Origin of the sequence: Sphingomonas trueperi, from assembly GCF_011927635.1 — a bacterium.
Lineage (GTDB): Bacteria > Pseudomonadota > Alphaproteobacteria > Sphingomonadales > Sphingomonadaceae > Sphingomonas > Sphingomonas trueperi.
The window spans coordinates 1-20,336 of sequence record NZ_JAATJB010000017.1 but is presented as its reverse complement, the minus strand read 5'-3'; the positions used below and the strand labels follow the sequence as shown (position 1 = coordinate 20,336).

The 20,336-nt window shown below is 67.3% G+C and carries 22 protein-coding genes, 1 tRNA gene and 1 pseudogene; 13 read left to right on the top strand and 11 right to left on the bottom strand.

What is annotated here, in order from left to right:
• Positions 1-4 precede the first annotated feature (4 nt).
• From mltA to GGR89_RS19285, 3 genes are all read left to right on the top strand, one after another.
• The gene (mltA, locus tag GGR89_RS19295) at positions 5-1,342 is read left to right on the top strand and encodes a murein transglycosylase A (RefSeq protein ID WP_125977248.1); all 1,338 of its coding nucleotides are present in this window, start codon (positions 5-7) and stop codon (positions 1,340-1,342) included.
• A complete protein-coding gene (locus GGR89_RS19290) occupies positions 1,339-1,944 on the top strand; it encodes a Smr/MutS family protein (RefSeq protein WP_125977249.1) in 606 nt (201 codons plus the stop codon). The genes mltA and GGR89_RS19290 overlap by 4 nt, the downstream gene beginning before the upstream one ends.
• Positions 1,945-2,058: 114 nt before the next feature.
• A complete protein-coding gene (locus GGR89_RS19285; protein ID WP_125977250.1) occupies positions 2,059-3,708 on the top strand; it encodes a putative bifunctional diguanylate cyclase/phosphodiesterase in 1,650 nt (549 codons plus the stop codon).
• A gap of 4 nt (positions 3,709-3,712) precedes the next feature.
• Here the strand turns inward: GGR89_RS19285 and dapE are convergent, their stop codons facing one another.
• Positions 3,713-4,855, bottom strand: a complete 1,143-nt coding sequence (gene dapE, locus GGR89_RS19280) for a succinyl-diaminopimelate desuccinylase (RefSeq protein ID WP_125977251.1) — start codon at positions 4,853-4,855, stop codon at positions 3,713-3,715.
• On the opposite strand from dapE, the gene GGR89_RS19275 reads away from it, so the two are divergent.
• The gene (locus GGR89_RS19275; RefSeq protein WP_125977252.1) at positions 4,855-5,316 is read left to right on the top strand and encodes a cupin domain-containing protein; all 462 of its coding nucleotides are present in this window, start codon (positions 4,855-4,857) and stop codon (positions 5,314-5,316) included. The genes dapE and GGR89_RS19275 overlap by 1 nt on opposite strands.
• A 132-nt stretch (positions 5,317-5,448) precedes the next feature.
• On the opposite strand, the gene GGR89_RS19270 is transcribed toward GGR89_RS19275, so the two are convergent.
• On the bottom strand, positions 5,449-6,111 hold the full coding sequence (locus GGR89_RS19270) for a glutathione S-transferase family protein (RefSeq protein ID WP_125978251.1): 663 nt from the start codon (positions 6,109-6,111) through the stop codon (positions 5,449-5,451).
• A 122-nt stretch (positions 6,112-6,233) separates the two neighbouring features.
• Between GGR89_RS19270 and GGR89_RS19265 the strand changes: the two genes are divergently transcribed.
• A complete protein-coding gene (locus GGR89_RS19265; RefSeq protein WP_125978253.1) occupies positions 6,234-8,186 on the top strand; it encodes a S9 family peptidase in 1,953 nt (650 codons plus the stop codon).
• Here the strand turns inward: GGR89_RS19265 and GGR89_RS19260 are convergent.
• The 6 genes from GGR89_RS19260 to rpmH all read right to left on the bottom strand — a co-directional run bounded on the left by GGR89_RS19260 (position 8,183) and on the right by rpmH (position 11,831).
• The gene (locus GGR89_RS19260) at positions 8,183-8,515 is read right to left on the bottom strand and encodes a gamma-glutamylcyclotransferase family protein (RefSeq protein WP_125978255.1); all 333 of its coding nucleotides are present in this window, start codon (positions 8,513-8,515) and stop codon (positions 8,183-8,185) included. The two genes, GGR89_RS19265 and GGR89_RS19260, sit on opposite strands and share 4 nt — an antisense overlap.
• A 9-nt stretch (positions 8,516-8,524) precedes the next feature.
• The gene (gene yihA, locus GGR89_RS19255) at positions 8,525-9,160 is read right to left on the bottom strand and encodes a ribosome biogenesis GTP-binding protein YihA/YsxC (RefSeq protein WP_125978257.1); all 636 of its coding nucleotides are present in this window, start codon (positions 9,158-9,160) and stop codon (positions 8,525-8,527) included.
• A 212-nt stretch (positions 9,161-9,372) separates the two neighbouring features.
• On the bottom strand, positions 9,373-11,091 hold the full coding sequence (gene yidC / locus GGR89_RS19250) for a membrane protein insertase YidC (protein ID WP_125978260.1): 1,719 nt from the start codon (positions 11,089-11,091) through the stop codon (positions 9,373-9,375).
• Between the two features lie 22 nt (positions 11,092-11,113).
• Positions 11,114-11,326 (bottom strand): membrane protein insertion efficiency factor YidD, encoded by a 213-nt coding sequence (yidD, locus tag GGR89_RS19245; protein ID WP_010545929.1) that lies wholly within the window; start codon positions 11,324-11,326, stop codon positions 11,114-11,116.
• Positions 11,323-11,682: a ribonuclease P protein component gene (rnpA, locus tag GGR89_RS19240; protein ID WP_125978262.1), complete on the bottom strand. Its 360-nt coding sequence runs from the start codon at positions 11,680-11,682 to the stop codon at positions 11,323-11,325. The genes yidD and rnpA overlap by 4 nt, the downstream gene beginning before the upstream one ends.
• Before the next feature lie 14 nt (positions 11,683-11,696).
• Complete coding sequence (rpmH, locus tag GGR89_RS19235; RefSeq protein WP_010545931.1) at positions 11,697-11,831, bottom strand: 50S ribosomal protein L34; 135 nt, start codon at positions 11,829-11,831, stop codon at positions 11,697-11,699.
• 238 nt (positions 11,832-12,069) lie between these two features.
• Here rpmH and GGR89_RS19230 point away from each other — a divergent pair, with 238 nt between their 5' ends.
• The 6 genes from GGR89_RS19230 (at position 12,070) to GGR89_RS19210 (ending at position 16,463) form a co-directional block, all read left to right on the top strand.
• Positions 12,070-13,578, top strand: a complete 1,509-nt coding sequence (locus GGR89_RS19230) for a YifB family Mg chelatase-like AAA ATPase (protein ID WP_125978264.1) — start codon at positions 12,070-12,072, stop codon at positions 13,576-13,578.
• Positions 13,579-13,585: 7 nt separating this feature from the next.
• Positions 13,586-13,714 (top strand): hypothetical protein, encoded by a 129-nt coding sequence (locus tag GGR89_RS22715; protein WP_277600126.1) that lies wholly within the window; start codon positions 13,586-13,588, stop codon positions 13,712-13,714.
• A 55-nt stretch (positions 13,715-13,769) separates the two neighbouring features.
• Positions 13,770-14,033: a cytoplasmic protein gene (locus GGR89_RS19225; RefSeq protein WP_125978266.1), complete on the top strand. Its 264-nt coding sequence runs from the start codon at positions 13,770-13,772 to the stop codon at positions 14,031-14,033.
• A gap of 86 nt (positions 14,034-14,119) precedes the next feature.
• Positions 14,120-14,959: a formate/nitrite transporter family protein gene (locus GGR89_RS19220; RefSeq protein WP_125978268.1), complete on the top strand. Its 840-nt coding sequence runs from the start codon at positions 14,120-14,122 to the stop codon at positions 14,957-14,959.
• Positions 14,960-15,009: 50 nt separating this feature from the next.
• Positions 15,010-15,094, top strand: a tRNA-Leu gene (locus GGR89_RS19215).
• 151 nt (positions 15,095-15,245) lie between these two features.
• Complete coding sequence (locus GGR89_RS19210; RefSeq protein ID WP_125978270.1) at positions 15,246-16,463, top strand: tyrosine-type recombinase/integrase; 1,218 nt, start codon at positions 15,246-15,248, stop codon at positions 16,461-16,463.
• Between the two features lie 424 nt (positions 16,464-16,887).
• Here GGR89_RS19210 and GGR89_RS19205 read toward each other — a convergent pair whose 3' ends face one another.
• A complete protein-coding gene (locus tag GGR89_RS19205) occupies positions 16,888-17,754 on the bottom strand; it encodes an SDR family oxidoreductase (RefSeq protein ID WP_125978272.1) in 867 nt (288 codons plus the stop codon).
• Positions 17,755-17,852: 98 nt separating this feature from the next.
• Between GGR89_RS19205 and GGR89_RS19200 the strand changes: the two genes are divergently transcribed.
• Positions 17,853-18,749, top strand: a complete 897-nt coding sequence (locus GGR89_RS19200; RefSeq protein WP_241213554.1) for a LysR family transcriptional regulator — start codon at positions 17,853-17,855, stop codon at positions 18,747-18,749.
• 17 nt (positions 18,750-18,766) lie between these two features.
• On the opposite strand, the gene GGR89_RS19195 is transcribed toward GGR89_RS19200, so the two are convergent.
• On the bottom strand, positions 18,767-19,501 hold the full coding sequence (locus GGR89_RS19195) for an SDR family oxidoreductase (protein ID WP_206431225.1): 735 nt from the start codon (positions 19,499-19,501) through the stop codon (positions 18,767-18,769).
• 131 nt (positions 19,502-19,632) lie between these two features.
• Between GGR89_RS19195 and GGR89_RS19190 the strand changes: the two genes are divergently transcribed.
• Positions 19,633-19,944, top strand: a complete 312-nt coding sequence (locus tag GGR89_RS19190; RefSeq protein WP_125978276.1) for an ArsR/SmtB family transcription factor — start codon at positions 19,633-19,635, stop codon at positions 19,942-19,944.
• Here the strand turns inward: GGR89_RS19190 and GGR89_RS19185 are convergent.
• Positions 19,945-20,193, bottom strand: a pseudogene (locus GGR89_RS19185) (aldo/keto reductase); the annotation flags it as partial.
• Positions 20,194-20,336: the final 143 nt, after the last annotated feature.

Below are 20,336 nucleotides of genomic sequence, written 5' to 3'. Positions count from 1 at the left end.
CGCTATGCGGATTATCGGGGGATTGGCGCTCGCGGGGCTGCTCGGCGCATGTTCGAGCGGCATCGTTCCCCCGGAGGCGGGCACGCGGCCCGCGCCGGTCCGCCCGGAACCTGCGCCCGAGCGTCCGCGCCCGGGCGCCGCGCTGCCCGAGACGCCCGCCAATCTTCCCGCGCGCCAGCTGATCGCCGCGACGCCGCTGCCCGCAATGCCGGCCGCACCCGTTGTGACCGGCGCGACCACCGCGGCGATGGCCGGGCTGGTCGCCGGTCCGGCGATCGAAAACCTGCCGATCACCTCCGACAATGCCAAGCGCGCGCTCGCCGCGTTCAAGCTCAGCTGCCCGGGGCTGCTGCGCCGGACCGACACCTCGGGCCTGACCACCGGCACCGACTGGACCAATGCCTGCGCCGCCGCGGCGAGCTGGTCGGGCGACGCCGCGCCCTTCTTCGCCCAATGGTTCGAGACGGTGCAGGTCGGCAATGGCGCCGCCTTCGCCACCGGTTATTACGAGCCCGAGATCGCCGGCGTGCGGACGCGGCGCGCGGGCTATGACGTGCCCGTGTACGGCGTCCCCGACAATCTGATCGAGGTCGATCTCGGGCTCTTTTCCGATGCGCTGAAGGGCAAGAAGATTCGCGGCCGCGTCGATGGCCGCCAGTTCGTCCCCTATTACGACCGCACCCAGATCGAGCAGGGCGCGCTGGAAGGGCATGCCCCCGTGGTCGCCTGGGCGGCCGATCCGATCGAGATGTTCTTCCTGCAGGTGCAGGGCTCGGGCCGGCTCAAGGGGCCGGACGGGCAGGTGGTGCGCATCGGCTATGCCGGGCAAAACGGTCGCGACTATACCGGCATCGGCAAGCTGATGAAGGACCGCGGGCTGCTCGGCCCCGGCCAGACCTCGATGCAGGGCATCGTCGCCTGGCTGCGCGAGCACCCGGAAGAAGGACGCGCAATCATGCGCGAGAACAAGAGCTTCGTCTTCTTCAAGGAACTGAACGGCGCGGGGCCGCTCGGCGCGATGGGCTATCCTGTCGCCGGCTGGACCAGCGTTGCCGCGGACCCGAAGTTCATCCCGCTCGGCGCGCCGCTGTTCCTGTCGATGGACCGCACCGATGCCACCGGGCTGTGGGTGGCGCAGGATACCGGCGGCGCGATCAAGGGCGCCAACCGCGTCGATACCTTCTGGGGCGCGGGCGACGATGCGCGCGCGATCGCCGGTGGCATGGCCGCGCGCGGTACCGCTTGGCTGCTGCTCCCCAAGGGCACGCTTGCCCGGCTGAACGCAACTCAGACGGTTACGTCGCAGCCTGTACCTCCCCAGCCTACGATTCCTCAGCCATGAGCGGGCGCGGGCGCCGCGATCTGGCGCCCGAGGAAGCGGCGCTGTGGCAGAAGGTGATTGCGAGCGTCACGCCGCTCCATGTCCGCACCGCGCCCAAGCGACTGGCGCCCGAGCCGGCACCGGCACCGGTGCCGCAACCCGTTGCCCGGCCGGCCCGCGCGCCGCTCGTCATACCGATCGGCAAGCTCACGCCGACAAGGCCGGCCCGCCCGGCGATTACCCTCTCGACGCCGATGCCCGACACGCACGAGCGTCGCACGCTCGACGCGAGCTGGGACCGCCGGCTCTCCCGCGGGCTGGTGGCGCCGGAAAGCTCGATCGACCTGCACGGGCACAATCTCCACGCCGCCTATGATCGACTCGATGCGGGGCTCGCCCAGGCAATCGCACGCGGTGACCGCGTGTTGTTGCTGGTCACCGGCAAGCCGCCGCGCCCCGAGTCGGAGCGGCCGCACGCCCGCGGCGCCATTCGGGCGGCGGTGGGGGACTGGTTGGCGGCTTCGCGGCATTCGGACAAAATTGCCGCGGTACGTCAGGCGCATCCGCGCCACGGCGGCGCAGGCGCGCTGTACATTGTGTTGCGGCGCCCCCGGTCTTTGTAGAAGTCCTGAATTTCTTAACTAATGCATGCGAAGTCTACAGCGGCGCCATCTACTGTCGGTGCCGCTGGGGATCTTTTGGAGCGTCGATCGGCAATGCGCTGGGGGGAGCGAGGCATGGGAAGGGGAGTGGCAGGCGCGGCTGCGCTTGCAGCCTGCCTGCTCGTCGGTGCCGCATGGGCGGCCGGCGCGACGCTGAACGTGCTGGGCGTCGCGGTCGCGCTGGCCGTGCCGCTGGTCGTTCTCACCGTTCTCGCCGTGCTGGTCCTGCTCCAGCCGCGCCGCAACGCCGCTCTCACAGCCGCGGTCGATCGGTTGCATGCCGCCGCGCTGGGCGACCTCGAAAGCCCGCTGCCGATCGCGCTCGCACAAGGCGCCCCGCGCCTCGCCGAGTCGATGGACGAGCTGTTCCTCAAGCTGCGCGGTAATCTGGAGAGCGTGCACCGGCTCGCCATGTTCGATACGGTGACCGGCCTCGCCAACCGCCCGCATTTCCGTCGCAGTGCCGAGCGGATGCTCGAAGACGCGCACGCGGAAGCACGCGCGGTGCTGTTCTTCATCGATCTCGATCGCTTCAAGGCGGTCAACGACACGTTGGGCCATGCGGTAGGCGACGTGCTGCTTGGCATGGTCGCCAACCGGCTGCGCGCCGTGGGCGACCAGTGCGCCGCGTTCAACCATGGCGAGACGCCGCTGATCGGCCGCCTCGCCGGCGACGAGTTCACCCTGTTCTTCGCCGATCTGCCCGATCCCCAGGCGCGCGAGCGGGTGGGCGCGAAGGTGCTGGACGCGCTGTCCGAGCCGTTCGACCTTGCCGGCCAGCAGGTCTGCATCGGGGCGTCGGTCGGGCTGGCGCTCTATCCCGATCACGGCGTGACGCTGCACGAGCTGATGGGTGCCGCCGATGCGGCGATGTACCAGGCCAAGACCCAGGGCCGCGGCCGGGTCGAAACCTTCAGCGACGGCCTCGCCGCGCAGATGATCGCGCGGGCCCGGCTGGAGACCGAACTCCGCGCCGCCATCGAGCATGACGAATTCGCGCTGGTCTTCCAGCCGCAGGTCTCGGCGAGCAGCGGTGCCATCGTCGGCGCCGAGGCGCTGCTGCGCTGGCAGCATCCGGACGGCACCAAGCTGCCGGGCTCGTTCCTGCAGCGCGCCGAGGAGACCGGGCTGATCGTCGAGATCGGCGACTGGGTGGTGGCGACGGTGGCGAACACCATCGCGCGCTGGGCCCGGCTCGGCATCGAGCAGCGGCTGGCGGTCAATGTCAGCCAGCGTCAGATCGATCATGCCAGCTTCTTCCGCCACCTCCGCGCGGCGATGCTGGCTGCGCAGGCGCCCGCCCGGTTGCTCGAACTGGAGATCAGCGAGACGCTGGCGATGCACTGCTCGGAGGACGTGCTGCGCGCGATCGCGACGCTGCGTTCGGCCGGCGCCACGATCGCGGTCGATGATTTCGGCACCGGCTATTCGAACCTCGCGCGGCTGCGGCGGCTGCCGATCGACCGGGTGAAGCTCGACCGCAGCCTGATCGAGCATGTCGCGACCAATCCGGAGGCACGCGCCGTCGCGCAGGCGGTGATCGGCCTCGTCCACGGAATCGGCTGCGAGGCCGTGGCCGAGGGCATCGAGAGCGAGGCCCAGGCCGCGGTGTTGCGGGTGATTGGCTGCGACGTGCTGCAGGGCTATGCGATCGGCGCGCCGATGGGCGAGGCGGACTTCCTCGCCTGGGCGCAGGACATGGCGCCGCGCCGCGCTACCGCCTGACCCGTCAGACCCGCCGCAAGATTTCCACATAGACCTCCGTCAGCGCGCGCAGGTCGGCGAGCGCCACCGCTTCGTCGAGCTTGTGCATCGTTGCGTTGAGCAGGCCGAATTCCACCACCGGGCAGACGCGCGAAAGGAAGCGCGCGTCCGAGGTGCCGCCGGTGGTCGACAGTTCGGCGTCCACCCCCAGCACGTCGCGGATCGCGCCGCTGACCAGCTCCGAAAGCGGGCCGGGCTCGGTGAGGAACGCCTCGCCATAGACGCGGCCGGTCACTTCGGCATGGGGGGCGTGGCGGGCGACCACCTCGCGGATGCGGTCGATCAGATCGGGGCCGCGTTGCTGGTCGTTGAAGCGGATGCTGATGCGCGCGGCGGCGCGGGCGGGGATGACGTTGGTCGCCTTGTTGCCGACGCCCAAGTCGATCACCTCGATGTTGGAGGGCTGGAACCAGGCATTGCCCTCGTCCAGCACGATCGCGTCGATCTCGGCCAGCGCGTGGACGAGGCGGGGGACCGGATTGTCGGCGAGGTGGGGGTAGGCGACGTGTCCCTGGCGGCCGATCACCGCGATGTCGATCACCGTCGAGCCGCGTCGGCCGATCTTGATCGTGTCACCCAGCCGCTGCGCCGAGGTAGGCTCGCCGACGACGCAGCAATCGGGGACGAGGCCGCGCTCGGCCATGCGTTCGATCAGCTTGGGCGTGCCATAGGTGGCGGGGCCTTCCTCGTCGCCGGTGATGATCAGGCTGGTGGTGCCGCGTGCGGGCACCTGCGCGGCGGCGGCGACGAATGCGGCGATCGCGCCCTTCATGTCGACGGCGCCGCGGCCATAGAGCAGGTCGCCGCGGATCTCGGGGGCGAAGGCGCCGCTGGTCCAGCCCTCGCCGGGCGGCACGACGTCGAGATGGCCGGCAAAGGCGAGGTGCGGGCCGCCGTGCCCACGCACCGCGAGCAGGTTCTCGACCGGGCCGTCGGGCGCCTCGCCCTCGACGAAGCGCTCGACGCGGAAGCCGAGGGGCAGGAGCGCCTGCTCGAGCACGTCGAACACGCTGCCGCGCGCGGGCGTGACGCTTTCGGCGCCGATCAGGGCCTTGGTGAGTTCGACGACGTCCGGCACACTACCTCCCAAACACAAGGGAGGCGACATTGCCCAAGCTGGACCTGGATACAATCCCGCAGACGAATGCCACCGGCTATCCGCCACCGTTCGACGCGCCGGTGGCAGGCCGCTGGTATCGCAGGCTGGCGCCGCCAAGCGGGCTGACGGCGATGGGGGTGAGCCATGTCGTGCTCAAGCCCGGCGCCTGGTCGTCGCAGCGCCACTGGCACGATCAGGAGGACGAGTTCGTCGTGATGCTGGCGGGCGAGGCGGTGCTGGTGGAGGATGGCGGCGAGACGCTGCTGCGTGCCGGCGACTGCGCGGCGTTCCCGGCCGGGGTGGCCGATGGGCATCATCTGCAGAACCGGTCGGACGCTGACGCCGTGTTCCTGGCGATCGGGGCGGGGCCGCGCGGGAGCGGGGACTATCCCGACATCGACATGGTATTCACGCCCGAAGGCTATTTCCGCAAGGACGGCACGCGGTACCAGACCGAGCGGTTGAAGTAGGTCCAGATCTTAAGCCCCTCCTCCTTGGAGGAGGGGTTGGGGGTGGAGGGATTCCAGAACGTCTGTTGGTCTCTATCGAGACACAGCCCCACCCCAACCCCTCCCCTAAAGGGGGGGGGCTTAGGTACGGTTTCACACCACCGGCAGTTCGTACTTCTCGATAACCCATTCCTCTTCCTGCGCCCCGGCGATCCAGTCCTGCATAAAGGGATGCTGGAGCACGGCGAGCATGTAGCTCTGCGCAAAGCGGGGGACGGGCAGCGAATAGGTGACGATCCGCGTCACCACCGGTGCGAACATGATGTCGGCCGCGCCGAATTTGCCGAACAGGAACGGCTCCTCGCTGCCATAGCGGGCGCGGGCCTGGGCCCAGAGCTCCATGATCCGCGCGAGATCGGCTGCCACGTCCGCATCGACCGGCGCGGCCGGATAGACCTGGCGCACGTTCATGCTGTGCTTGCTGCGCAGCGCGGTGAAGCTCGAGTGCATCTCCGCCGCCATCGACCGCGCCATCGCCCGCGCCGCGGGGTCTTCCGGCCAGAACAGGGTGTTGCCGGTCTTGTCGTTGAGATATTCGACGATCGCCAGGCTGTCCCACACCACCGCGTCGTCGTCCCACAGGATCGGCACCTTGCCCGAGGAGGGGGCGAACTCCGCGCCCTGGCGGCGCTTGTCCCAATCCTGGTCGTACATCGGCACGACCGTCTCCTCGAACGGGAGCCCGGAGAGCTTGCAGGCGAGCCAGCCGCGGAGGGACCAGGAGGAATAGGCCTTGTTGCCGATGATGAGCTTCATGCCCCCGGGATAGCCTTGGGCGGGGAGGACAGCAACCATCGCCATTGCGCGTTATGGAAATCGGTCGCAGCTTGCCTGCTATCGCGACGGGGGCCGCGAATCGATGCTATCCGGGGGCAAGAATGCAGAAGAAGGGGCGGCTGCTGGCGGCGGCGGCGATGCTGTGCGGGCTGGCGATTCCGGCGGGCGCGCAGCAACAGGCGACGGCCGATGCGGGCAAGGCCGCGGCGCCGGCGCGGCTCGATGTCGCGGTGTTCGCCGAACTGCCGGCGGTGCAGCGCCCGGAGCTGTCGCCCGACGGCAAGCACATCGCGGCCAAGCTCGCGATCAACGGCGCGCAATATTTCGCGGTGATGGATCTCGACGGCGGCAACCGCAAGGTCATCGGCGCCGGCGACATCGACATCAACTGGTGGCGCTGGGTGAACGATGCCTGGCTGGTGATCGGCGTCCGCCGCGAAGTGGACGTCGAAGGCGACAAATGGCCGATCACCCGCGCGATCAGCGTCGAGGCCGCTACGGCCAAGCTGGTATCGCTCAACACCCGCGACACCGCCCAGAATGGTGACGACGTGCTGTGGATGCCGCATGACGGCTCGACTAGGGTGCTGCTGTCCGCCCAGACCTCGATCTACACCAACGAACCCGGCTTCTGGCCGAAGGTGGACGAGGTCGACGTCACCACCGGCCGCCACCGCCCGGTGATGGAAGGCCGCGAAGGGGTGATGGACTGGTATGCCGATGGCAGCGGCACGGTCCGCATGGGCGTCGGCGTGTCGATGGACGGGCGCCAGCGCCGGCTGCTCTATCGCCCCAGCGCGCGCGACAGCTTCCGGGTGATCGATCGCGCCAAGGGCATCAACGACGACCTGCTGATGCCCAAGCTGTTCCTGTCGGACCCCGGCAAGGCACTGGTGGTGCAGGACGACGACGCGGGCTTTTCGACGCTCTGGGAATATGACCTGACGACGATGCAACGGGGCAAGAAGGTGTTCGGCGTCGCCGGCTACGACATCGACGGCCCGGTGATCGACCCGCGCACCTCCACGCTGCTGGGGGTGGGAGTGACCGAGAAGGCGGCCCGCACCGAATGGTTCGATCCCGGCATGGCGGCGCTGCAGCGCAAGCTCAGCGAGCGGGTGAAGGGCGCGCGCGTGCAGATCACCAGCTACAGCGCCGATCGCTCGGTGGTGATCGCCCATGTCGGCGACGCGAGCGCGCCGGGCGCCTATTTCATCTACACCGCCGCCGACGACGGGATGACGGCGCTGTCGATGAACAACCAGACGCTGGGGCTGCGCCGTCTCCACCCGGTGACGACAATCCAGTACAAGGCGCGCGACGGCCTCGAAATCCCCGCCGTGCTCACCCTGCCGCGCGGCAGCACGGGCAAGAACCTGCCGCTGATCCTGATGCCGCATGGCGGCCCGCAGGCGCGGGACGAGGAGAGCTGGGACTTCATCGCCCAGTTCCTTGCCGATCGCGGCTATGCGGTGATCCAGCCCAATTACCGCGGCTCGTCCGGACTCGGCACCGCGTTCCTCCGCAAGGGCGACGGCCAATGGGGCCTGGCGATGCAGGACGACCTCAACGATGCGGTGAAGGCGCTCGCCGAGCGCGGCATCGCCGATCCCAAGCGGGTGTGCGTGGTCGGCGCCTCCTATGGCGGCTATGCGGCGCTCCGGGCGGCGCAGCGCGACGGCGGGCTGTTCCGCTGCGCCGTGCCCTATGCCGGCGTGTCCGACCTCCAGCGGATGGTCAGCTATGACTCGCAGTTCCTCGGCGGCGGCGCGGTGAAGGATTATATCAAGTCCAAGGCGCAGGATTTCCGCGCGGTCTCGCCGTACTTCCACGCGCAGGATTTCTCGATTCCCGTGTTGCTGGTGCACGGCAAGAAGGATCGGCGCGTGCCGTTCAACCAGAGCAAGGTGATGGCCGACGCGCTCAAGTCGGCAGGCAAGAGCTATGAGTTCCTCGAACAGCGCGAGGCCGACCATTTCTTCAGCCGCGCCGACGATCGGCTGACCTTCCTCAAGGCGATGGAAGCCTTCCTCGCCAAGTACAACCCTGCCTAGGCCTCGGCCTTTACATACACCCAGGCGTGGGTGCCCGAGGCGAGGGGCACCCGCACCCGGACATAATTCTCGCTTTCGTAGACGTCGGCGGCTTCCAGCTCCTTCGGGGTGAGCTGGAAGACCTTGCCCGCAATCGGCGGGCCGTCGCCGGGGACCAGCGCGAGATGCGTCTCGATGCCGCTGGCGTCGAGCACGGCGGGGTCGCGGATCTGGATCTCGGTGATCACATAGCCGTGGAGCACGTCGTCGGTGCCGTCGAGCAGCCGGCCGAACTGGCGGCGCTGTACCTGCTCGAGCTGGAGCGTGCCGTAGGAGAAGAGCGGCTCCATGCCCCGGGCTCAGCCGATCGCTTCGAGCACCGCGGCGCGCAGTTCGGGCAGGCCCATGCCCTTGTCGCTCGACGTCGCGAGGATCTCCGGGTGGGCGGCGGCGCGCTTGCGCGCCTCGTCCACCGTGCGCGCGGTGACCTCGGCCAGCTCGCTCGCCTTGATCTTGTCGGTCTTGGTGAGGACGATGCGGTAGCTGACGGCGGCATCGTCGAGCATCCCGAGGATCTCGCGATCGACATCCTTGATGCCGTGGCGCGAATCGATCAGCACCAGCGCGCGCTTCAGCTCCTGCCGGCCGCGCAGATAGTCGTTCACCAGGTAGCGCCACTTGCGGACCATGTCCTTGGGCGCCTTGGCGAAGCCATAGCCGGGCATGTCGACCAAGCGGAAGCGCAGCGGCTCGCCGACGTCGAAGAAGTTGAGTTCCTGCGTGCGGCCGGGCGTCACCGAGGTGCGGGCGAGGCTGTTGCGGTTGGTCAGCGCGTTGATCAGCGACGACTTGCCGACGTTCGAACGGCCCGCGAAGGCCACCTCCGGCACCGTCGGCGCGGGCAGATGCTCCAGCGCGGGCGCGGACTTGAGGAAGGCGATGGGGCCGGCGAACAGCTTGCGCGCGGCTTCGATCTGGTCGGGGTCGAAGGACATTTAATTCACACGCCTTGCTGCGGGAAATTCCTCCCCGGAACGGGGAGGGGGACCATTCGCGCCAGCGAATGGTGGAGGGGCCGCCGCGTCGGCGGCGGTGCTCCCGGTGTGCCGCGCCATTCCGCGCCTTGCGGCGCGGCCCCTCCACCACTCGCCTTCGGCGAGCGGTCCCCCTCCCCGTGCCGGGGAGGAGTTGGAAGGGTGCGCCGTCGTCACTTGGCCTTGGCCGTGCTCGGCTTCTCGACGGGCACCTTCATTTCCGGGTGGCGCGCATAGAGCCACTGCTGCTGGAGCACGGTCAGCACGTTCGAGGTGATCCAGTAGAGCTGCAGGCCGACGGCGAAGGGCGCCATCAGGAACATCAGCATCCACGGCATGATCGCGAACATCTGCTTCTGCATCTCGTCCATCGGCGCCGGGTTCATCCGCATCTGGAAGAACATCGACACGCCGAGCAGCACCGGCACCACGCCGATGGCGAGGAAGCTGGGCAGGGTGAAGTGCAGATAGCCGAACAGGTTGAGGATCGTCGCCGGATCGGGCGCGGACAGATCCTTGATCCACAGCACGAAGGGCTGGTGGCGCATTTCGATCGTCAGCAGCAGCACCTTGTACAGCGCGAACATGATCGGGATCTGCAGCAGCATCGGCGCGCAGCCGGCGAGGGGATTGACCTTCTCCGCCTTGTACAGCTGCATGATCTCCTGCTGCTGGCGCTGCTTGTCGTCCTTGTAGCGCTCCTGGATCGCCTTCATCTTGGGCTGCACCTGACGCATCTTCGCCATCGAGGCGAACTGCTTCTGCGCGATCGGGAAGAGCAGGCCGCGGATGGTGATCGTCAGCAGGATGATCGCCACGCCGAAATTGCCGACCAGCTTGAACAGCCAGCTGAGGTAGGTGAAGATCGGGCGCTCGATGATCTCGAACCAGCCCCAGTCGATCGCGCGCTCGAACTTCGCGATGTCATACTGCTTCTGGTACGCGTCGAGCAGCTTCACTTCCTTGGCACCGGCGAAGAAGTGGCTGGTATAGGTCGCTTCCTTGCCCGGGCGGATCGCGATCGGCTGGGCGAGCGCGACATCGGCCTGATACTGCTGCGCCGCCGTGCCGCGCTGCTGGATGGTCACCCCGCCGCGCTGGTCGGGGATCGCCGCGGTCAGCCAGTAATGGTCGCTGAAGCCGACCCAGCCGCCGGTGGTGGTGAACTGCTGGGGCGTGCTCTCGATGTCCTTCCAGTCGATATAGTGCGCCGCATCGTTGGTCGCGGCGACCGGGCCGACATGCGCGGCCCACTGGCTGGTATCGGTCGAGCGCTGGCCGCGCGAGATCAGCGTATAGGGGATGACGGCCACCGGCGCGCCGCCGCGATTGGCGACGGTCTGGCGGACGGTGAACATATAGTTCGAATCGACGCCGAGCTCGACCGTGAAGGTCTGGCCGGTGCTGTTGGTGGCGGTGAGCTTGACCGGCGAGGCGGGCGTCAGCGTCTCGCCATCGGCCTTCCACACGGTGTTGCCGTCGGGCGCGCCTGCGCCCTGCCAGCCGAACTGCGCGAAATAGCTGCCCTCGGCCCCGCTCGGCGAGAGCAGGCGGATCGGCGGCGCGTTCTTGGCGACGGTCTGGCCGTACTCGCGCAATACGAGATCGTCGATGCGCAGGCCCTTGAGGTTGATCGAGCCCTTCAGCGCGGGCGTGTCGATCGCCACACGCGGGCTATCGGCCAGCACCGCGTCGCGGCTGCGAATCGTCTTGAGCGCGTTGGTCGCCGGATCGACGCCCGAATTGGGCACCGGCTGCAGCTTGCCGTCGATCATCTTCGCGGGGGCGGCCGGCTGCTGCGGGAAAAACCAGTGGCTGATCATCGGCCAGCCGAGCAGCACGAGCGCCGCGAACGCCGCGAAGAGGATGAAGTTCTTCTGTTCTTCTTTCACCGATAATCCCCGGAAGGAAAACTCAAGGAACGGGATCTGGGCCGTGCCCGCCCCATGGATGGCAGCGCGCGATGCGCCGGAGCGCAAGCCAGCCGCCTTTCACCGCCCCATAGCGGCGAAGCGCCTCGATTGCATAGGCCGAACAGGAAGGCTGGTAGCGGCAGGTGGGCGGCAGAATCAGCGACGGGCCCAGTTGCCAGGCGCGCGCGAGCAGCATCAGCAGGCGCGCGATCATGATTCGACCTTGGGTTCGCTCTTGGGGCGCACGCGCCGAAGCGCCTTGGCGAGTTCCGCCTTCAGATCGGCATAGGGGCGTTCGATTCCGCCGTTCCGGCCGATCAGCACATGGTCCGCGCCGGCGATTCCCGCTTCTGGCAGGATTTCGCGCGCGAGCATGCGAAAGCGCCGCTTCATCCGATTGCGGATAACGGCGTTGCCAACTTTCTTGGATACGGTAATGCCGATCCGCATCGACGGATCGGCATCGTTCCGTTCGCGCACCAGCAGGACGAAACCGGGCATCGGTGCCCGCTTTCCCCCGTTGGCGGCTAGATAGTCCTTGCGCTGCGTGAGCCGGTCGAGGCTCAGCAAGGGCGTGTCGGTGCTTACGCCGACAGCTTCTTGCGGCCGCGGGCGCGGCGGGCGCGGATCACATTGCGACCGCCCGGGGTCGCCATCCGTGCACGGAAGCCGTGCCGGCGCGCACGCACCAGGTTGCTCGGCTGAAAGGTCCGCTTCATCGCTCATCCTCGAGTATCTAGAACGTAAAAGGGCCGCCACAGGGGCGGCCGCGTGTCGAGCGCCATTACGGGCAAGTGGCGCCAGAGTCAACGCAGGATGCGGAGATAGGCCGGGTTCGGAGCACATCGCCCCGAAGATGGGAGGGGTGTGGTGCTTGTGCAATACGCTGCCCGTTGATCGTACCGCTTCCGTATCGTGCAGAAGCCGCTATGCTCCCAATCCGGGGAGGGGGCTCTCTTGGTCGCCAGCGTCTCGACGGTAGCCTATCTGGGGTTGGAAGCCCGCGCGGTGGAGGTGCAGTGCAACCTCGTCGCCGGGCTGCCCAAGTTTGTGGTCGTCGGCCTGCCCGACAAGGCGGTGGCGGAAAGCCGCGAGCGGGTGCGCGCGGCGATGGCCGCGATCGGCCTCGCGCTGCCGCCCAAGCATATCGTGCTCAACCTCTCGCCCGCGGACCTGCCCAAGGAAGGATCGCATTTCGATCTGCCGATCGCGCTGGCGCTGCTGGCGGCGATGGGCGCGGTCGATGCCGAGACGATCGCGGGCTATGTCGTGGTCGGCGAACTGGCGCTCGACGGGCGGATCGCGCCGTCGCCGGGGGTGCTGCTCGCGGCGATGCACGCGGCCGAGGCGGGGAAGGGGCTGGTCTGCCCCGCCGCGCAGGGCCCCGAGGCGAGCTGGGCGGGGCAGGTGGAGGTGCTCGCCGCGCCCGACCTGATCAGCCTGCTCAACCACTTCAAGGGCAACCAGCTGCTGCCCAGCCCGGTGCCGGGCGAGGTCGATGCGCCGGGGCAGGGGCCGGACCTCGCCCAGGTGAAAGGGCAGGAGACCGCCAAGCGCGCGCTCGAGATCGCCGCGGCGGGCGGGCATAATCTCTTGTTCGTAGGGCCGCCGGGGGCGGGCAAGTCGTTGATGGCGGCGTGTCTGCCGGGCATCCTGCCGCCGCTCGAGGCCGCCGAGGCGCTGGAAGTGTCTATGGTCGCCTCTGTGGCGGGCACGCTGCAGGGCGGCCGGCTCACGCGCACCCGGCCCTTCCGCGCGCCGCATCACTCGGCGTCGATGGCGGCGCTGACCGGCGGCGGGCTCAAGGTCAAGCCGGGCGAGGTGAGCCTCGCGCATCTCGGCGTGCTGTTCCTCGACGAGCTGCCGGAGTTTCAGCGCGCGGTGCTCGATTCGCTCCGCCAGCCGCTGGAGGCCGGGGTGGTGAGCGTTGCGCGGGCCAATGCGCATGTGACCTTTCCGGCGCGGGTGCAGCTGATCGCGGCGATGAACCCCTGCCGCTGCGGGCATCTCGGCGACCCGGCGCTGGCCTGCGCTCGCGCGCCGCGCTGTGCGGCCGATTATCAGGCGAAGGTGTCGGGGCCACTGCTCGATCGCATCGACCTGCATGTCGAGGTCCAGCCGGTCACCGCCGCCGACCTCGTCCTGCCGCCCCCCGCCGAGGGATCGGCCGAGGTGGCGGCGCGGGTGGCGGCGGCGCGGGGGCTCCAGACGGCGCGCTATGCGGGTACGGCCGTGCGCACCAATGCCGAGGCGGACGGCGAGCCGCTGATGGCGGTCGCCACGCCCGACGATGCGGGGCGCAAGCTGCTGGCCCAGGCGGCGGAGGCGATGCGCCTCTCGGCACGCGGCTATACAAGGGTGCTGCGGGTGGCGCGGACGATTGCGGATCTGGCGGGTGCCGACGGGGTGGGGCGCATCCATGTCGCGGAGGCGCTCAGCTACCGCCGTCAGGCGCCGCGGAGTTGAGCGGGCCATGCTGATCGAGGCGATCCTGGAATATCTCGGCGCCATCGGCGGACCGGATCGCGGGACATGGAAGCTGTGGCTGCGGATCATGGGAGCAGGCACTATAGCCTGCGCGCTGCTCGCATGGCTTGCGTAGCGCGGCAGCGTCCGCCCCAGTTGCGGACGCTCCCGATGCCGCCCACACTGCTTTCATGGACTTTCTACGCACCACGCTCGATGCCGCTCACCACCATTCCACCAACCACCGAACAGATCTAGAGCGCAGCGATGTTTGCGGCTGCTTCTTCTGTGCAAAAACTTTCGCGGTCAGCGATGTGGAAGAGTGGGTCGAGGATGAAAGCGGGACCGCCCTTTGCCCCAATTGCGGCATTGATTCAGTCATTGGCTCCGCGTCCGGGTTCCCCGTCGCTGATCCCAACTTTCTCCGCGCCATGCATGATGTGTGGTTTAGGTGACTGTCCGCTTCCCACCCACTTCCAGCCATTCCTCTCCTTCGGCACGACCGGCAGCAACCTCCCGCCGACATCGACGTTGAGCGCAGGTGCAACAGCCCCGAAACGAAGCGCCCGAAGGCGAAGAGCCCGATCTTCCCCCCGACGAGGAGGAGGAAGTCCAGGAACGCGAGGCCGCGTCCTCGCGCGTCATCCACGAGGTCATTCGCCGCCAGGGCGACGAGGAACTCGACCGGCCGGCGAGTTCGCTGTTCTTCTCCGGCGTGGTCGCCGGCGTCGCGATGGCGGCCTCGGTGCTCGGGCGCGGGCTGATCGAGAGTCACCTGCCCGATACCGAATGGCGGCTGCCGGTTTCGAGCATCGGCTATTGTCTGGGCTTCGTGATCGTCGTGCTCGGCCGGCTGCAGCTGTTCACCGAAAGTACGCTCTCCGCCGTGATTCCCGTCGCGGCGAGCCCTACCTTCCGCAACGTCACACGGCTCGGCCGGCTCTGGGGGCTGGTGCTGGCGGCCAATCTCGTCGGCACGTTCCTGATCGCCTGGCTCGCGACGGAAGGCTGGGTGGGAACCGAGGCAAGCACCAAGGCGATGCTCGACACCTCGCGCAGCCTGCTCGAGCTTTCCGGCTGGGATGCGGTGCGCGCGGCGGTGCCGGCGGGCTTCCTGATGGCGGGGATCGCGTGGTCGCTGCCCGGCGCGCGGCGGCAGGAATTCTTCGTGCTGGTGTTCTGCACCTATTTCATCTCGCTCGGCGAGTTCGCGCATGTCGTGGCGGGCGCCGTGGAGGCGTGGATGCTGTGGCTGGCGGGCGAGGCGAGCCTCGGCTGGGTGCTGGGCGGCTTCCTGGCGCCGGCGCTGTTCGGCAACATCCTCGGCGGATCGGTGCTGTTCGCATTGCTGGCGCACGCCCAGGTGCGCGAGGAGACGTGAAGCGGGTTGCAGCGCGGCGAAGCTTCGTCTAGCCCTGCGCATCCTTCGCTGCCCCTGTGGCGAAATTGGTAGACGCATTCGACTCAAAATCGAACGCCGAAAGGCATGCTGGTTCGAGTCCGGCCAGGGGCACCAGTACATATTGAGAACATTGTAGAAATCCACGGAAAACTGCGATAAAATCGCTGTTGACAGTCCCGTGGTTTCTCATTTTGTTCCGCTAAGGCCCGCAAAAAGTGGGCCACGAATCGGTGGACCACGGGCCTCGCAGGAGTCGTGGCCCACCATGCTAACCGTCCTTGAAATCCGTGCGCTGAAGCCCCGCGATCGCCCGTTCAAGGTTTCGGATGGCGACGGCCTCTATCTCTTGGTCCAGCCATCAGGGGCGTTGCTTTGGCGCTTTCGCTACAAGGTTTTTGGGATCGAGCGGAAGCTTTCGCTCGGGAGCTTTCCTCAAGTGACGCTTCAACAGGCTCGGCGGAAGCGCGACGAGGCCCGTTCTGAGCTCACGGATGGCTTTGACCCGGTCGAGGCCAAACGGCTGAAGCGCCTCGAGGCAGAGCACTCGGCTAAGACCACCTTCGGGCTGGTTGCCGGCGAATATATTGAGAAGATGGAGCGAGAGGGGAAATCCGCCGCTACGCTGAAGAAGGCGCGTTGGTTTCTGGAACTGCTGAGCGGAATCGCCAAGCGGCCGATCACGGAGATCACCCCGCACGAGTTGCTGGACACGCTGAAGCGTGTCGAACGAAAGGGGCACCACGAGACCGCGGTTCGCCTACGATCCTTCGCCGGTCGCGTGTTTCGCTACGGCTTCGCGACGTTACGCACCGAGCGAAATCCAGCCGAAATCTCTCGCGGCGCACTGATCGTCCCACGCGTGAAGCATCACGCCGCTATTGTCGAGTCGAAGAAAGTAGGGGAACTGCTTCGGGCCATTGAGGACTATAAAGGGCGACCGGAAACGCTTTATGCCCTGCGCATCGCGCCGCACGTCTTCCTCCGGCCGGGCGAACTGCGGCAGGCTAAGTGGAACGAGATCGACTTCGTCGCCAAGGTCTGGCGGGTGCCGCCCGAGCGCATGAAGATGAAGCAGCCGCATGCCGTGCCGCTATCGCGTCAGGTGATATATCTTTTGCAGGAGTTGCGTTCGCTTCCACGAACGAGCGAATATCTGTTCCCCGCGCTCTACACCACGCAGCGTCCGATTTCTGACAACACGATGAATGTTGCGCTCCGACGGCTGGGCTTCGACCATGATGAAATGACCAGCCATGGCTTTCGCGCGATGGCCAGCACGCTGCTCAACGAGTCTGGCCTCTGGCACCCTGACGCAATCGAGCGCGCGTTGGCGCATGGTGAAAGGGATCGCGTTCGGGCAGCATATCATCGTGGCGCGCATTGGGAGGAACGCGTTCGCATGGCGCAGTGGTGGTCGGACTATCTCGACCAACTGCGGGTTGGAGGCACCGTGATAAAGGCGAGCTTCAAGAAGCGCAGATGAAGTCCGCCTAATCGTGGTGAAGGGAAACCAACCGATCGAAATACGATTCTTAAAATAAGTACTTACCGCACTGCAGCAAAAATTGAGCCCCAGGGGTCAGGCCCCACTCCCCTTTTCGTAAATCGGGTTCGAAGCACAAACGCGATCGGGTTGGGCAACTACGACCGTCGGAGATGTCCCACGATCGTTCGTCAGCTGCCGACCAGCTTGCGTCGTCCGCCACCCGTGCTTCCAGCGACAGCTTCTGCCAAATGCTGCCGCTCAACAGGCACAATGCAGTGGTGGCGAACGATTTGCAGCGGCTTAGGCGCACACCTGCGGGATGTCTTGGACGCCGAAGGCCTCCGCCCCCGACGGACAGCGAACTGCCGAAGCGTGCCAGTCGCCGGATACGCGATCCGGGACTGGCATCTCCCAGTGTTATTCAGGCGCCCGCCAACGTCGCAGCGGTTTCCCGATAGCCATGCAGCGGGCGGCCGAGCATCGCGGTCAGGCGTTCGCGATCCCCATCGTCCGGGATCATGCCGTCGCTGACATAGCGCTCCGCCATCAGGCGCATTTCATAGGCGGTCCAGCGCGGCAGGAAGGTCGCCATATTCTGCTCGAACCCGTTGGGGTCATCACCGCCATAGACGACTGGACGGCCCAGCACGTCGGACCAGATCGCCGCGACGCTTTCGCCCGTGAGCGTCTCGGGACCGACCAAGTTGATCGTCTCGATCGGCAGCTTCTCGGGCGCGCGGTCGCGGCGCAGCAGTTCGAGCGCGGCGACCTCCGCAATGTCGCGGGTATCCACCATGGTGACGCCCTTGCTGCCGATCGGCATCGGGTAGACGCCGTGTTGGAGGATGACGTCCTTCACCATCGCTTCGTTGTCGATGAAATAGGTCGGCCGCAGGATCGTCGCGCCGAAATCCATCGCCGCCAGCATCCGCTCGGCGCCCGACTTAACCGCGAAGTGCGGAACGTTGACCGCCCCGTCGGCGTCGAAGACCGACAGGTAGACGATCCGGTCCACCCCGGCCTCGCGGGCAAGATTGAGCGTGATGAGCGCCTGGGTGAATTCGTCGCCCGTCACCGCGTTCAGGAGGAACAGCGTGCGGACGCCCGCGAACGCGGCGCGCATGGCATCGATGTCCAGCAGGTCGCCCTGCGCGACCTCGACGCCGGCCGGAAAGGTGGTCTTGGTAGGGTCGCGGGTGAGAACGCGGACATTGGCATCGCGGGCAATGAGCTGGTCGACGACCTGGCGGCCGACACGGCCAGTGGCACCGGTTACGAGAATGGTCATGGAATTTCTCCTTGGGTCTTGCTGACCCGACAAAGATGCGTGATCCATGAGTGCGCAAATAGACGCGTATTCTGGACGAACCGTCTCACTGGTGGAACATGATGGATCTTCTTGCTCTTGCCGATTTCACGCTGGTCGCGCGCCATGGCGGCTTCGGCAAAGCGGCGCGGGCCACCCGCAGACCCAAGGCGACGCTCTCCCGCCGCGTCTCCAATTTGGAGGCGACGCTCGATCTTCGGCTTTTGGAGCGGGGGCAACGCGACCTCAAGCTGACCGAGGAGGGGCGGGCATTGTTCGAGCGCGCCGGCGCGCTGCTGGCCGAGCTGGAGGAGACGACCGCCGCCATCGCGCAGGGCAGCGCGCGCGTGCGGGGGCGGCTGCGGATCAGCGCGCCGCTGCTCTTCTCGCAGACGGCGATGGGGCGGCTGGCAGCGGGTTTCGCGCGGCGATACCCCGAGGTCCGGCTGGAGGTCACCGCCGACGATCGCGCGGTGGACATGATCGAGGAGGGCTATGATCTGGTGATCCGCGTCGATCCGGCTGCCGACGATGCGCTGGTCGGTCGGCCGTTCCTGCACGATCGGCTGGTGGTGGTGACGAGCGCGCAATTGTCGCTGCCGGAAGGCGGCGCGGTTCCCGCTGTGGTCCGCGGCGATGATCCGGCGTGGAACTGGACGGTCTCGGGCACGGACGGCGCCCGCGAGATCGCGATCGATCCGGTGCTGCGGCTGTCGTCGTTGGTGATGATCCGGGATGCGGTCCGGGCAGGGGGCGGGGCGGCGCGGCTGCCGCTATCGTTGGTCAGCCGCGATATTGCCGCGAAGCGGCTGACATGGTGGGGCGATGTGACGGGTTCGGACATCGCCTTGTGGGCGCTATACCCATCGCGCCGCCTGCTAAGCGCCAGAGTGTCAGCGTTTCTCGACGTGCTGCGCGAGGCTTTCCCCAACGGAACGCCGGAAGAGCTGGCCGCCTATCTAGACGACCAGCCCTGACCGGCGGAGGCGTCGTCTTACGCCGTCGCGCCGCCATCGATGTTGAGCGTCGTGCCGGTGATGTAGCTGGCGTCCGGTCCGGCGAGGAACGCGACCGCACCCGCGATCTCCTCGACTTTGCCATAGCGCCCGAGCGGGATGGCGCCCAGGACCTGCCCCGCAAACTCGCTGTCGGCCGGGTTCATGTCGGTATCGATCGGCCCCGGCTGAACGGTATTGACCAGGATGTTGCGGGCCGCGAGGTCCTTCGCCCAGCCGCGAGCCAGTGCCGCAACCGCTGCTTTGGTTGCGCTATAGACCGTGGTCGCGGGGAAGGCCATCTCGCCCGAGATGCTGCCGATCAGGATGATCCGCCCGCCGTCGCGAAGGTGCGGCAGCGCCGCGCGCGTGCCGACATGCAGGCCCTTCACGTTGACGGCGAATTGGCGATCATAGGTTTCGTCGGTGTCGTCGGCGACGGGCGAGAACTCCGCCACGCCCGCATTGTGGACGAGAATGTCGATCCCACCCAGCGCCGCGGCCGCCTGTTCGATACCGCCGCGCTGCGAGCTCGGATCCCCGGCATTGGCCTGGAAGGCGAAGGCGGTGCCACCAGCGCTTTCGATCGCCGCCACGGTGGCGTCCGCCGCCGCCTTGTTGCCGGCATAGGTGATCGCAACCGCCGCGCCGTCGGCTGCCAGCCGCTTGGCGATCGCCGCACCGATCCCGCGCGATCCGCCGGTGACAAGTGCCTTTTTGTCCTGAAGTGACATGTAAATACTCCATAAGATGTGGCCCGCGATCACGGCGTCGTGCGCTGTCGGCAGCCGGGATATGGCGCGCCAGTTCAACGGTTCAACATTCCCGAACTATTAAATTGATTGGAAAACCCTATATCGGTTCCATGGCCCGTTTCACTCATCCAAGGCTGGAAGACGTTCCGCTCGAGCTGGCGCTGCACGCCTTGGCCGATCCCAATCGGCTGGAGATGGTCGCGCGGCTGGCGGCCGCCGAACGGTTGCGCTGTTCGGATGCCGCGCCCTGCGAAGCCATCCCCAAAAGCACCTTGTCCAATCACCTCAAGCTGCTCCGCGCAGCGGGGCTCATCGAGACGACCCAGGCGGGGCGCGAGATGATCAATACCCTGCGGCGATCCGAGTTCGATCGCCGCTTCCCGGGATTGCTCGACGCGGTGCTCGCCAATCGGTCGGCCTGATCACCCGTCGATCGCGTCGAGGCGGGTCACGGCGTCGGCAGGGAGCTCTAGCGAGGCCGCGGCCAAATTTTCGTGGAGATGCGCCACCGACGACGTGCCCGGTATAAGCAGGATGTTAGGCGATCGCTGGAGCAGCCAGGCAAGCGCCACCTGCATCGGCGTCGCGTCGAGCGCGGCTGCAACGTCGGACAGTGCCGCCGATTGCAATGGGCTGAAGCCGCCGAGCGGAAAGAAGGGGACATAAGCGACTGAACCGCGCCGGGTTTGTCGGAGGCCCCAACTCCTGAGAGGAAGGGCCTATGACGAGCAAGACGACGAACAAGTTCTCGCCTGAGGTTCGCACGCGCGCGGTGCGGATGGTGCTGGAACACGAGAAGGATCACCCGTCGCGG

Bases quoted from the DNA above. Each gene is read 5' to 3' on its own strand.
- mltA (WP_125977248.1), top strand. From the start codon at position 5: ATGCGGATTATCGGGGGATTGGCGCTCGCGGGGCTGCTCGGCGCATGT.
- GGR89_RS19290 (WP_125977249.1), top strand. From the start codon at position 1,339: ATGAGCGGGCGCGGGCGCCGCGATCTGGCGCCCGAGGAAGCGGCGCTG.
- GGR89_RS19285 (WP_125977250.1), top strand. From the start codon at position 2,059: ATGGGAAGGGGAGTGGCAGGCGCGGCTGCGCTTGCAGCCTGCCTGCTC.
- dapE (WP_125977251.1), bottom strand. From the start codon at position 4,855: ATGTCGCCTCCCTTGTGTTTGGGAGGTAGTGTGCCGGACGTCGTCGAA.
- GGR89_RS19270 (WP_125978251.1), bottom strand. From the start codon at position 6,111: ATGAAGCTCATCATCGGCAACAAGGCCTATTCCTCCTGGTCCCTCCGC.
- GGR89_RS19265 (WP_125978253.1), top strand. From the start codon at position 6,234: ATGCAGAAGAAGGGGCGGCTGCTGGCGGCGGCGGCGATGCTGTGCGGG.
- GGR89_RS19260 (WP_125978255.1), bottom strand. From the start codon at position 8,515: ATGGAGCCGCTCTTCTCCTACGGCACGCTCCAGCTCGAGCAGGTACAG.
- yihA (WP_125978257.1), bottom strand. From the start codon at position 9,160: ATGTCCTTCGACCCCGACCAGATCGAAGCCGCGCGCAAGCTGTTCGCC.
- yidD (WP_010545929.1), bottom strand. From the start codon at position 11,326: ATGATCGCGCGCCTGCTGATGCTGCTCGCGCGCGCCTGGCAACTGGGC.
- rpmH (WP_010545931.1), bottom strand. From the start codon at position 11,831: ATGAAGCGGACCTTTCAGCCGAGCAACCTGGTGCGTGCGCGCCGGCAC.
- GGR89_RS22715 (WP_277600126.1), top strand. From the start codon at position 13,586: ATGCTGATCGAGGCGATCCTGGAATATCTCGGCGCCATCGGCGGACCG.
- GGR89_RS19225 (WP_125978266.1), top strand. From the start codon at position 13,770: ATGGACTTTCTACGCACCACGCTCGATGCCGCTCACCACCATTCCACC.
- GGR89_RS19210 (WP_125978270.1), top strand. From the start codon at position 15,246: ATGCTAACCGTCCTTGAAATCCGTGCGCTGAAGCCCCGCGATCGCCCG.
- GGR89_RS19205 (WP_125978272.1), bottom strand. From the start codon at position 17,754: ATGACCATTCTCGTAACCGGTGCCACTGGCCGTGTCGGCCGCCAGGTC.
- GGR89_RS19200 (WP_241213554.1), top strand. From the start codon at position 17,853: ATGATGGATCTTCTTGCTCTTGCCGATTTCACGCTGGTCGCGCGCCAT.
- GGR89_RS19195 (WP_206431225.1), bottom strand. From the start codon at position 19,501: ATGTCACTTCAGGACAAAAAGGCACTTGTCACCGGCGGATCGCGCGGG.
- GGR89_RS19190 (WP_125978276.1), top strand. From the start codon at position 19,633: ATGGCCCGTTTCACTCATCCAAGGCTGGAAGACGTTCCGCTCGAGCTG.